Origin of the sequence: Janthinobacterium sp. PAMC25594 (assembly GCF_019443505.1) — a bacterium.
GTDB lineage: Bacteria > Pseudomonadota > Gammaproteobacteria > Burkholderiales > Burkholderiaceae_D > Janthinobacterium.
The window spans coordinates 6,177,873-6,190,576 of sequence record NZ_CP080377.1 but is presented as its reverse complement, the minus strand read 5'-3'; the positions used below and the strand labels follow the sequence as shown (position 1 = coordinate 6,190,576).

Here is a 12,704-nt window from a genome sequence, read left to right as displayed (position 1 = left end):
GACAGATTATCAGGCCGCGCTGCGCGCCTCAAGCAGCAACTGTCGTATCTCGGGCACGCAGGAACCGCAATTGCCACCCGCCTTGACGCAGGCCGTCACCTGCGCCGTCGTCGTCAGCTCCTGCTCCACGATGGCGGCGCAGATGGTGTTGCGTCCCACGCCAAAGCACGAGCACACGGTGGGACCGGCGTCGACGCCCTTGCCGATGGGCTGGCCCAGCAGCACGCCGGCGCGGTCCGCCGCATCCATTTGCGCGTGCGCAAACAGGCCCGCCAGCCAGCTGCGCGACGGCAGGTCGGGACGCGGCGAGACGTACACGCATTGCGCGATGCACCCTTCATCCAGATGCACGGCGCGGTACACGCCGGCGCTGGCGTCCGCGTAATCGAGCCAGTCGGCCTTGTCGTCCGTGACGCCGAGCAGCGCGCGCGCCCAGCCGCCCAGGTCCCCGATGCGCTGGCGGCCCGCCAGTTCATAGCGCAGGAATTGCTCGCCCTGGATGCGCGTCCAGTGCGCCACGCCGTCCAGGTTCAAGGATGTGCGGCTCAGCACAAACGCATGCCAGTGCACGCGGAACTGCTCGATGCGCACAGGGGTGTGCTTGAATTCGGGTTCTCCCGAGACGGGATCGACGACCGGGTTGACGACGGCGCCCACGCGCGCGTCGGAGGCATTCGCGTCGCTCCAGTGAATCGGCACGAAGACCTGGCCGCGCGCGATGCCGCCGCCATGCACGACGCGCGCCACCATCGCGCCCCAGGCGCTGGAAATGCGCGCCAGCTCGCCTTCGCGCACGCTGTACAGCAGCGCATCCTGCGGATGGAGGTCGATGAACGCTTCGGCGACGTGACCGGACAATTTCGCCGCCTTGCCCGTGCGCGTCATCGTATGCCACTGGTCGCGCACCCGGCCCGTGTTCAGGATCAGCGGATACTCTGCGTCGGGAGCATTGCGCGGCGCGCGCGGCGGCGTGGGCACGAAGCGCGCGCGCCCGTCCGCATAGGCGAAGCGGCCGTCGCCGAACAGGCGCGCCCTGCCCTGCGGCCACTGCTGCGGCGCCAGCGCGTCGTATTGCGCCGCATCCAGCTTGTCCAGGCCCGCCAGGTTGAACAGGCGCGCCGTTTCCGCCCCGTTGCGGAAGGTGGACAGGCGCGCGTGTTCGGCAAAAATCGTTTGCGGCGAGGTGAAATCGAAGCCGGCATAGCCCATGCGCGTGGCCACCTCGCACAGCACCTGCCAGTCGGCGCGCGCCTCGCCGGGCACCGGCAGGAAGGCGCGCTGGCGCGAGATGCGGCGTTCCGAATTGGTCACCGTGCCATCCTTCTCGCCCCAGCCCAGCGCGGGCAGCAGCACGTCGGCATGCGCGTTCGTGTCCGATTCGGCGCTGATGTCCGACACCACCACCAGCTCGCACTTGGCCAGCGCGCGGCGCACCTGGTCCGCGTCCGGCATGCTCACCAGCGGATTGGTGGCAATGATCCACACGGCTTTGACCTTGCCCGCTTCGATCGCGTGGAACAGTTCCACCGCTTTCAGGCCCGGCTTGTTCGCCATGCGCGGCGAGTCCCAGAAGGTTTGCACCGTGTCGCGGTGCAGCGGATTATCCAGTTCCAGGTGCGCCGCCAGCATGTTGGCCAGGCCGCCCACTTCGCGCCCGCCCATGGCGTTCGGCTGGCCCGTCAGCGAAAACGGCCCCATGCCGGGCTGGCCGATGCGCCCCGTCGCCAGGTGGCAGTTGATGATGCTGTTGACCTTGTCCGTGCCGCTCGACGACTGGTTCACGCCCTGCGAAAAGGCCGTGACGACCTTGCGCGTGGCGGCAAACGCCTGGTAAAACGCCAGCAGGGCGTGCGGGTCGACCTTGCAGATGCGCGCCACCTGCAGCGGGTCGCCGCAATCCATATGCGCGGCCGCCAGCGCCGCATCCAGTCCCGAGCTGTGGCGCGTGACGAACGCATCGTCGATCACGCCTTCCTGCGCCAGGTAGCACAGCAAGCCGTTGAACAGCCACACGTCGGTGCCCGGTTTCACGGGCAAATGCAGATCGGCCAGCTCGCAGGTGGCCGTGCGGCGCGGGTCGATCACCACCAGTTTCATCTCCGGCCGGCTTTCGCGGATGCGGGCGATGCGCTGGAACAGGATCGGATGGCACCAGGCCGTGTTCGACCCCACCAGCACCACCATGTCGGCCAGCTCCAGGTCTTCATAGCAGCCCGGCACGATGTCTTCACCGAACGCGCGCTTGTGTCCCGCCACGGCCGACGACATGCACAGGCGCGAATTGGTGTCGATATTCGCGCTGCCCACATAGCCTTTCATGAACTTGTTGGCCACGTAATAATCTTCCGTCAGCAACTGGCCCGACACGTACAGGGCGACGGCGTCGGGCCCGTGTTCATCGATGATGGCGCGCAAGCCGCCGGCCACCCGGTCCAGCGCTGCATCCCAGGAAGCTGGCTGCAAGACGCCGTCGACGCGCACTTGCGGCTGCAGCAAACGGTTCTCCAGGTCCAGCGTGTCGCCCAGGGCCGAGCCTTTCACGCACAGGCGCCCCAGGTTGGCGGGGTGGCTGGCGTCTCCGGCGATGCGGATGGCGCCATCGGGCAGGCGTGTCGCTTCCACGCCGCAGCCGACGCCGCAGTACGGGCAAGTGGTTTTTACGGGCGTGCGGATTGTCATGAGATGTCCTGTCAGGCGGCCTGGCCGCACAGGGCCTGGCCAAACAATAAATGGGAGCGCAGCGCGCTGATGTCGCGGCGCTGCTGGATCAGGTCGAAATACCAGGGACCGTCCTGCACCTCGCCATACAGTACGGCGCCCACCAGGCGGCTGCCCTGCACCACCAGGCGCTTGTAGACACCGCGGCGCGGATCGCGCAGCACCAGGTCTTCGCTGCCCTCGCCGCCGAGGATGTCGCCGGCCGAGTACAGGTCGATGCCCGTCACTTTCAGTTTGGTGGCGCTGGCCTGCTGCACATAGCGCCGGTGGCCGGCGCCGGCCAGGTGGGCGCCGCACACGCGCGCCTGCTCCCAGATGGGCGCCACCAGGCCGAAGGTGGCGCGCCGGTGCTGCACGCATTCGCCCACGGCATACACGCGCGGGTCATAGCTTTGCAGGCAATCGTCGACGACGATGGCCCGTTCACAGTGCAGGCCGGCCGCTTGCGCCAGCGCGATGTTCGGGCGCACGCCGGCCGTCATCACCACCAGGTCGGCCGGGATCGACGTACCATCGGAAAAGCGCACGCCCTGCACCCGGTCGGTGCCGAGGATTTCCGCCGTTTGCGCCTGCATCAAAAACCGCAGGCCGCGCGCTTCCAGCGCCGTTTTCAGCAGCATCGATGCGGGTGCGTCCAGCTGCTGGTTCATCAGGGCGCCGCTCATGTGCACCACCGTCACATCCATGCCCTGGCGCTGCAGGCCGTTGGCCGCTTCCAGCCCGAGCAAGCCGCCGCCGATGACGACCGCGTGGCGGTGCGTGCGCGCCGCCTGCAGCATGGTGTCGACGTCGGCGATATCGCGAAAACCGATCACGCCGGGCAGCGCGTGGCCCGGCACGGGCACGATGAACGGCGTCGAACCCGTTGCCAGCAGCAAGCGGTCATAGCGCACCTCGATGCCGGACCGCGCCACCACCTTTCGCGCCTGGCGGTCGATGCGCACCACGGGGTCGCCCGCGTGCAAGGTGATGCCGTTTTGCGCATACCAGTGGCGCGTGTGCAGCATGATGTCGTCCACCGTCTTTTCGCCGGCCAGCACGGGCGACAGCAAAATGCGGTTGTAATTGCCGTGCGGTTCGGCGCCGAAGACGGTGATGTCGTACAGGTCGGGCGCCAGTTTCAGCAACTCCTCGACCGTGCGCATGCCGGCCATGCCATTGCCGACCACGACTAAAGACGGCCGTGCGGCGGTGTTCATATGGCCACCCAGACCAGGCCGTCAAGCACGCGTGTCGGCCAGGCGGCGACCGAATGCTCGGGCGCCTCGATGCACTCGCCGCTGGCCAGGTCGAAATGCTGCTTGTAAATCGGCGACGCCACCACGACGCGCTCGCCGATGCTGCCCACCAGGCCCCGCGACAGCACGGAAGCACCCGCGTTCGGGTCGACATTGTCGATGGCGTACACGCGCGGCGCGGCATCGCCGACGCGGAACACGGCCACGTGGCGCCCCTGCAGCAGCGCGCACACGCCCGTGTCGGGCACGATGTCGGTCAAGGGGCAGATGGCGACCCAGTTGTCGGCGCTGGTGCCGGACAGTTCATTCATCGCATTCATGGCTCAAGCCTCCACGGCAAGGATGGGGATCACGCTGCTGCGGCGTTCAATCGGCGTGGCGGGCCGGATCTGGCCCCGCTCTTCCACGAACACCACGTTTTCATCGTTCTTCTCGCTGTTGACGAAGTGGCGGAAGCGCTGGCGCACGGCGGGGTTGGAGACGGCTTCCTTCCACTCGCAGGCATAGGTGTCGACCACGTGCTGCATGTCCGCTTCCAGCTCGGCGCCCAGGCCCAGGCTGTCGTCGATGATGACGCGCTTGAGGTAATCGAGGCCCCCTTCCAGGTTGTCGCGCCACACGCTGGTGCGCTGCAGGCGGTCGGCCGTGCGCACATAAAACATCAGGAAGCGGTCGACGTAGCGCACCAGGGTGGCTTCATCAAGGTCCGATGCGATCAGTTCCGCATGGCGCGGCTTCATGCCGCCATTGCCGCACACGTACAAATTCCAGCCCTTTTCCGTGGCGATCAGGCCGATGTCCTTGCCCTGCGCCTCGGCGCATTCGCGCGTGCAGCCGGAGACGCCGAACTTGATCTTGTGCGGCGTGCGCAAGCCCTTGTAGCGGTTTTCCAGTTGAATGGCGAAACCCACGCTGTCAGCCACGCCGTAGCGGCACCAGGTGGAGCCGACGCACGATTTGACCGTGCGCAGCGACTTGCCGTAGGCGTGGCCCGACTCGAAGCCGGCCGCGATCAGCTCTTCCCAGATGGCGGGCAACTGCTCGACGCGGGCGCCGAACAGGTCGACCCGCTGGCCGCCCGTGATCTTCGTATATAGCCCGTATTTTTTCGCCACCGTACCGACGGCGATCAAACCGTCGGCCGTCACTTCGCCGCCCGGCATGCGCGGCACCACCGAGTACGTGCCATCCTTCTGGATATTGCCGAGAAAATAATCGTTACTGTCCTGCAGGCTGGCGTGCACGGGCGACAGCACGAAATCGTTCCAGCACGAGGCGAGGATATTCGCCGCCACGGGCTTGCACACATCACAGCCCAGGCCCTGGCCATGCGCCGCCAGCAGTTCTGCGAAGCTGCGGATTTTACCGACACGTACCAGATGGTGCAGCTCCTGGCGCGAGTACGCAAAGTGCTCGCACACGTGGTTGTTCACCATCAGGCCCTGCTTCTGCATTTCCGCCTTCATGATCTGCGTCACCAGCGACACGCAGCCGCCGCAGGCGGTGCCCGCCTTGGTGCAGCTTTTGAGCGCGCCTATCGTCGTCGCGCCCTCGGCCACGGCGGCGCACAGCGCGCCTTTCGAGACGTCGTTGCACGAGCAGATTTGCGCCGACTCGGGCAAGGCATCGACGCCCAGGCCCACCTTTTGCTGGCCGTCCGCCTGCGGCAGGATCAGGAACTCGGGGGATGCCGGCAGCTCGATTTTATTGAGCATCATCTGCAAGAGCGTGCCGTATTCGCTGGCGTCGCCCACCATCACGCCGCCCAGCAGGTATTTGCCGCAATCGGAGACGACGATCTTCTTGTAGATCTGCTTGCGCTCGTCCATGAACTGATAGGAGCGGCTGCCCGGCGCATTGCCGTGCGGGTCGCCCAGGCTGGCCACATCCACGCCCATCAGTTTGAGCTTGGTGCTCATGTCGGCGCCCTTGAACGAGGCTTCGCCCTCTTCCTGCAACAGGTGGCGGGCCGCGATGCGCGCCATCTCGTAGCCGGGTGCCACCAGGCCGAACACCAGGCCACCCCACAGCGCGCATTCGCCGATGGCATAAATGTCGGGGTCGGAGGTGAGGCAGCGGTCGTCGATGGCGATGCCGCCGCGCGGCCCCACGTCCAGGCCGCAGGCGCGCGCCAGTTCGTCACGGGGGCGGATGCCGGCCGAGAAGACGATCATGTCCGCTTCCAGGTGGCTGCCGTCAGCGAACTGCATGCGGTGCGTGGCCGCTACACCGTCGACGATGGCCAGGGTGTTCTTTTGCGTGTGCACGGTCACGCCCAGTTCCTCGATCTTGCGGCGCAGGACGCGCGCGCCGCCCTCATCGACCTGCACCGCCATCAGGCGCGGCGCGAATTCCACCACGTGGGTGTCGAGCTGCAAATCGCGCAAGGCCTTCGCGCATTCGAGGCCCAGCAGCCCGCCGCCGATCACCACGCCCGTGGTGGACTTGGCGCCCCAGGCCAGCATGGCTTCCAGGTCTTCGATGGTGCGGTAGACGAAGCAGCCATCGCGCTCTTTGCCCGGCAGCGGCGGCACGAACGGCGTCGAGCCGGTGGCGAACACCAGTTTGTCATAGGCCAGCACTTCGCCCGTGCTGGCCGTGACGGTTTTCGCCCCGCGGTCGATGGACACGGCCCGCGCATTCAGTTTCAGGACGACGTTGCCCTTGTCGAAGAAGCCGGGCGCCACCAGGGAGAGATCCTCGGCCGATTTGCCGTTGAAAAATTCGGACAGGTGCACGCGATCGTAGGCGGGGCGCGGTTCTTCGCACAAGACTGTGACGTGCAGGTGCGGCGCGTTTTCCAGGGACAGGCGTTCGAGGAATTTGTGCCCGACCATGCCATGGCCGAGGACGACGATCTTCAAGGGATGGTTCATTCTGCTCTCCTCAGGCCGCGGCCATGTTCGGTTCGGCCGCCAGCCCCGTAAAACGGGCGGCGATGGCGCACAGGGCCGAGATCACCACCAGCGCGCTCAAGATGATCAGGGTCTGGCGGATGTCGCCCGTACCCTTCATCAGGAAGCCGGCCGCCACGGCGCCCACGTTGCCACCCGCGCCGATGATGCCGGCCACGCCACCGAGCGCACGGCTGTCGATGAAAGGCACCAGCGCGTAGGTGGCGCCGCACGCCATGTGGGTGAACAGGCCGAAGACTAGCATGGCGATGACGGCCCAGGTGACGCTGTCGACCTTGGCAAACCACAGCAAGCCCACGCCCTCGCCGATCATCAGCATGAACAGCAGGGTCACGCGGCTGTTCAGGTTGCCGCGCAGGGCCAGTTTGTCGGACAGCCAGCCACCGAGGGCGCGGGCAAACAGGGCCAGCAAGCCGAAGCTGCCGGCGGCCAGGCCAGCCGATTTCAAGGACAGACCGAAATGGTCGACGTAATACACGGCGGCGATGTTGTGGATGAAGATTTCGATGCCGAAGCAGGCGCCGTAGGTGACGAACAGCAGCCACACGCGGTAGTTGGAGCTGGCGGCCTTGAAGCTGTCCCAGCCACCCTTTTTTCCCTCGATAGCAATGCCAGCCTTGCGCAAGTCCGAATAATTTCCTTTCCGGGCAATCCTGCGTATAGCGCCAGTACAGCACGGCCATCACCAGCATCAGCACGCCCGGCACCAGCAGGGCGATGCGCCAGCCCAGCGATTCGGACACGCCCAGCATCAGCACGGCACCGAGCAGCAGCGGCATCAGCGCCTGCGCCGCGCCGCCGCCCGCATTGCCCCAGCCGGCGGCAGCGGCATTCGCCGTGCCCACCACGCGGGGCGCGAACATCACGGAGGTGTGATATTGCGTGATGACAAAGCTGGCACCGACGGCGCCTATGCCCAGGCGGAAGAACAGAAAGCTTTCATAGCTTTGCGAAGCGGCCACGCCCAGCACGGGAATGGCGTCCAGCAGCAGCAAGCCCGTGTAGGTCTTGCGCGGGCCGTAGCGGTCGCACAAGGGCCCCACGATCAGGCGCACGAGGATGGTGATGGCGACGGCGGCGATATTGATATTCGCCACTTGCGCCAGGGAAAGGCCAAACTCGCCCTTGATGACAGGCATCAGCGGCGCGCAGGCGAACCAGGCGAAGAAACATACGAAAAATGCCATCCACGTCAGGTGGAATGCGCGCATGGGCGGCGTGGCGAGGGAGAAGAGCGCGATGCTTGTTGCTTTTTGGCTGGCCATGATGGTTTCCCGAAGTATCCCGAAAATAACAAAAATGCAAACAAAAACGGCGCCCGCCCCCGCCGATGAAAAAAATCAGCCAGAGCGGACGCCGTTGTCCAGGTGGTCCGTCGTTGGACCGTTGTGCGTTTATTCAGGGGATCGCCGTTGATCCGTATCTCTTGTGTAGCAAGCGCCGTGCCAAGCCCGGCAAGGGCAAGCGCCCCTATCCGCACGGACTTTGCGCCAGATCATGGCCAATGGCGGTGCAGGCACGCCTCTTCTTGGTGCGTCGCGGAACTCGAACATGGCAAGGATTGTCTAACTGCCATCAAATTAGGAAAGCGGAGGCCGGCATGCTCGGGCAACTGCGGCAAGTGCCGCCACGCGTGGCGCGGACGCTGGCCTGCGCCTGCGTGGGGGCGCTGTTGATCGGCTGGAGCAATAGTGCTGCAGCGCAAGATGGTTCGCCAGAGCCTCGCGAGCACAGCGAACTGGACGCGACCGTGGTCGCGCCTTTCCACGCGGCGCGCGGCGAGCGGGTCACGCAGGCGCGCAGCTCGCAGTCACGTACATTTATTGTGCGCCTCAGTTATCCGGACGCAGGGCGCCCCCATGCCGTGCGCTGGACACTGACCTTGTCCGGTCCCGGCCCGCAAGGGGCCATGCTGCGGCGCTGGTCGGGCACGGAACAGGTGGGTGCCGGCGGCCGTAACATCACCTTGCCCTGGGATGGCCGCGCCGACGCCGATGCGCGCGAACGGCGCATGCTGGCGCCGGACGGCTTGTACCAGCTGCGCCTGCTGGCCGTGGCGGACCAGGGCACGCCCCGCGAAGCCGCCGTGGAACAAGTGTGGCCCATCGCCGTCAACCGGGCCGGCGCCGCGCTGCCGCAGGTGCCCGCGTTCCATGCAGGCTTGCTCCGCCTGGATGGCGCACCCGACTACCGCATCGTCTACGCCAACCTGCACAGCCAGACGCGCCACAGCGACGGCGGCGCGGCGCTGGACGCCTGCCATGGCGCGCAGGAGCCGCAAACGGCGCCCTTCGGCCCCATCGATGCCTATAAGTATGCGCAAGATCACGGCCTGGACGCCCTGCTGACGTCCGAGCACAACCATATGTATGACGGTTCGGATGGCACCAACACCGCCGCCGTGCCGGCAGAAGCGAAGGCCCTGTACCAGACGGGGCTGGCCGAAGCGGCCGCCTATACGGCTGCCCACCCGGGCTTCCTGGTCCTGTACGGCATGGAGTGGGGCGTCATCAACAAGGGCGGCCACCTGAACATCTTCAATAGCGAGCAGTTGCTGGGCTGGGAAAGGAATGCCCGGGGCGAATTGCTGGCCGACGTGGAAACGCCGAAAAGCGACTACGCCGCCCTGTATGCGCTGATGCGCGAACGGGGCTGGATCGGCCAGTTCAACCATCCTGCTTATGCGGGCCAGTTTCTCGTCAACGGCCAGCCGATGGGCTACACACACGATGGCGACGCGGCCATGGTGCTGTGCGAAGTGATGAACACGTCCGCCTTTTCCACCAACGACAAGGAAACGGAAACGCGGCGCAGCAATTACGAGGCGGCCTGCAACCGGGCCCTGACGGCCGGCTACCACGTGGCCTTCAGCAGCAACCAGGATAACCACTGCGCCAACTGGGGCGCCAGCTACGGCAACCGCACGGCTGTGCTGGTGATCGCCGATGCGAATACGCCGCTATCGCGCGAGCAACTGTTCGACGCGCTGCGCGTGCGCCGCGTGTTTGCCACCATGGACAAGCACGCGCAGCTGCTGTTTACGGCGAATGGCAAGCTGATGGGCGAGCGCTTCGACAACCACGGGTCTTTGCACCTGGCCACCCATTTCAGCAACAGCGCCGGGCGGCAAGCGGCCGCCATCGCCATCTTCCACGGCGTGCCGGGCGGCAACGGCTCCGTCACCCCCATATCGGACCAGGCCGAGACCACCCTCACGCCCGCGCCCGGCCCCCACTTCTATTACGCGCGCCTGACGCAGGACGACGGCAATATCGTCTGGTCGGCGCCCGTGTGGGTCAATCAGCTGCCGTGAACGCCGCGGATCAGGGTACGGCAACGGCACGGACGGGTACACCAGGTGCCGCAGATTCTACGGCCCCGCTCTTTTCCAGCAAACAATATTGGAAAAGTAACTATTTTTTGAAGTAGCCGTCCATAGACACTGGTTCCTCACAGCAATCCATGGCACCATGGCTGCGCCGTTTTGCTTGCAACGCGGCCTCCATCGGACCAACCAGGAACCTTACATGTCGTCATATCGCACTCTCGCCGGCAGCATGCTGCTCGGCCTGGCCGCAGCGGGCATCGCCCACGCGCAAGCCCCCGCCCCTGCCGCCGCCAACACCGATCCCCATTTGTGGCTGGAAGAAGTCCTCGGCGACAAGCCGCTGGCCTGGGTCAAGCAGCACAATGCCGTCACCACCAAAGAGCTGGAAGCCCAGCCTGGCTTCCCGGCCCTGCAGGCGCGCCTGAAAACCATCCTCAATTCGAAGGAACGCATTCCCTACGTCAGCAAGGAAGGCGAGTTTTACTACAATTTCTGGCGCGACGCCCAGCACGTGCGCGGCATCTGGCGCCGCACCACGCTGGCGCAGTACCAGCTGGCCGAACCCGCGTGGGAAACCGTGATCGACCTCGACCAGCTGGCCGCCGGCGAGCATGAAAACTGGGTCTGGGGCGGCGCCTCGTGCCTGTATCCGAAGGGCGAACGCTGCCTCATTTCCCTGTCGCGCGGCGGCGGCGACGCCAAGGTGGTGCGCGAATACGACGTGGCCAAGCGCGCCTTTGTCGAAGGCGGCTTCACCCTGCCCGAAGCGAAGGGCAGCGCCAGCTGGATCGACGCCGATACCCTGTTCGTCTCCACCGATTTCGGCCCCGGCACGATGACCAGCTCGGGCTACCCGCGCATCATCAAAGAGTGGCAGCGCGGCACGCCGCTGGCGCAGGCGCACACGCTGTATGAAGCCAAGGCCGACGACTTGAGCGCCGGCGCCTACAAGGACTTCACGCCCGGCCACGAACACCAGTTCATCGAGCGGCAAATCGATTTCTACAGCGGCGAAATGTTCCTGCGTGACGGCGCCGACTTGAAGAAAGTGCCGAAGCCGGACGACGCCACGGCCTTCACCGTGCGCGATCAATTGATCATCACCCTGCGCTCGGACTGGAAAGTCAACGGCAAGACCTACCTGCAAGGCTCATTGCTGGCGACCGACTTCAAGACCTTCATGGAAGGCAAGCAGGAGCTGGAAGTGCTGTACGCGCCCACGGCCACGTCGTCGCTGGACAATGTCACGCCGACCAGGTCAGCCATCCTCGTCACCACCCTGGACAAGGTCAAGAACCGCCTGACGGAACTGCGCCACGTGAACGGCAAGTGGCAGCGCCGGGCCGTCGATGCGCCGAAACTGGGTACCCTCGCCGTCAGCGCGCTCGATCCGGTCGACTCGGACCAATACTTCCTGACGGTGACGGACTTCCTCAACCCGACCACCCTGTACCTGGCCACGGCGCAAAGTGACAAGCGCACGAAAATCAAGTCGCTGCCCGCCTACTACGACGCGACGCCGTACAAGGTGGAGCAATTCGAATCGACGTCGAAGGATGGCACGAAAGTGCCGTATTTCGCCATCATGAACAAGAAGACGAAGTTCGACGGCAGCAACCCCACCGTGCTGTATGGCTATGGCGGCTTTGAAGTGTCGCTGAAACCAAGCTACAGCGGCACCACGGGCGTGGCGTGGCTGGAAAAGGGCGGCGTGTATGTGCTGGCGAATATCCGCGGCGGCGGCGAATTCGGCCCCCGCTGGCACCAGGCGGCATTGAAGGAAAACCGCCAGCGCGCGTATGACGATTTCATCTCCGTGGCGCAGGATTTGATCAAGCGCAAAGTCACCAGTCCGCGCCACCTGGGCATCATGGGCGGCAGCAATGGCGGCCTGCTGACGGGCGCCGTGCTGGTGCAGCGTCCCGACCTGTTCAATGCCGTCGTCAGCCAGGTGCCGCTGCTCGACATGCGCCGCTATAACAAGCTGCTGGCGGGCGCTTCGTGGATGGGAGAGTACGGCGACCCGGACGTGGCGGAACAATGGGCTTACATCAGCAAGTACTCGCCGTACCAGAACGTCTTCAAGGACAAGAAATATCCACGCGTGCTGTTTACCACTTCGACGCGCGACGACCGGGTCCACCCCGGCCATGCGCGCAAGATGGTGGCGAAGATGGAAGAGCAAGGCCACGACGTGCTGTACTGGGAAAATACGGAAGGCGGCCATGCGGGCGCCGCCAACAACGACCAGCAGGCGCTGATGTGGGCGCTGACCTACACCTTCCTGCACGAGCAGCTGAAGTAATGTGGTGGTGTCGGATTACGCGCTCACGCGCTAATCCGACCTACCCGGCTACCGGGCTGTCGGTCGGCGTAGGTCAGTGGTGTCGGATTACGCGTTCCGCTAATCCGACCTACCGGGCTGTCGTTCGGCGTAGGTCAGCGTAGGTCGGCTTAGCCCAACGGGCGTAAGCCGACAACATAGTTGAAGCGGCCCGCACGCAT

The 12,704-nt window shown here is 65.5% G+C and carries 6 protein-coding genes and 1 pseudogene; 2 read left to right on the top strand and 5 right to left on the bottom strand.

Going from position 1 to position 12,704, the window contains the following annotated elements:
- Nucleotides 1-9: 9 nt before the first annotated feature.
- From KY494_RS27730 to KY494_RS27710, 5 genes and pseudogenes are all read right to left on the bottom strand, one after another.
- Entirely contained in the window at nt 10-2,679 is a 2,670-nt protein-coding gene (locus tag KY494_RS27730; RefSeq protein ID WP_219889036.1) for a nitrate reductase, read from the bottom strand.
- Nucleotides 2,680-2,690: 11 nt separating this feature from the next.
- Nucleotides 2,691-3,917, bottom strand: coding sequence for an NAD(P)/FAD-dependent oxidoreductase (locus KY494_RS27725; protein ID WP_219889034.1), 1,227 nt, complete (start codon nt 3,915-3,917; stop codon nt 2,691-2,693).
- Nucleotides 3,914-4,276 carry a nitrite reductase small subunit NirD gene (gene nirD / locus KY494_RS27720; RefSeq protein WP_258194512.1) on the bottom strand — a complete coding sequence of 121 codons (363 nt, stop codon included), beginning with the start codon at nt 4,274-4,276 and terminating at the stop codon, nt 3,914-3,916. The genes KY494_RS27725 and nirD overlap by 4 nt, the downstream gene beginning before the upstream one ends.
- 3 nt (nt 4,277-4,279) lie before the next feature.
- On the bottom strand, nt 4,280-6,832 hold the full coding sequence (nirB, locus tag KY494_RS27715) for a nitrite reductase large subunit NirB (protein WP_219889033.1): 2,553 nt from the start codon (nt 6,830-6,832) through the stop codon (nt 4,280-4,282).
- 10 nt (nt 6,833-6,842) lie between these two features.
- A pseudogene (locus tag KY494_RS27710) lies at nt 6,843-8,136 on the bottom strand (MFS transporter).
- A 335-nt stretch (nt 8,137-8,471) separates the two neighbouring features.
- On the opposite strand from KY494_RS27710, the gene KY494_RS27705 reads away from it, so the two are divergent.
- Together KY494_RS27705 and KY494_RS27700 are read left to right on the top strand one after the other, a co-directional pair.
- Nucleotides 8,472-10,184, top strand: coding sequence for a CehA/McbA family metallohydrolase (locus tag KY494_RS27705; protein WP_219889031.1), 1,713 nt, complete (start codon nt 8,472-8,474; stop codon nt 10,182-10,184).
- A 214-nt stretch (nt 10,185-10,398) separates the two neighbouring features.
- On the top strand, nt 10,399-12,504 hold the full coding sequence (locus tag KY494_RS27700; RefSeq protein WP_258194511.1) for a prolyl oligopeptidase family protein: 2,106 nt from the start codon (nt 10,399-10,401) through the stop codon (nt 12,502-12,504).
- Nucleotides 12,505-12,704 lie beyond the last annotated feature (200 nt).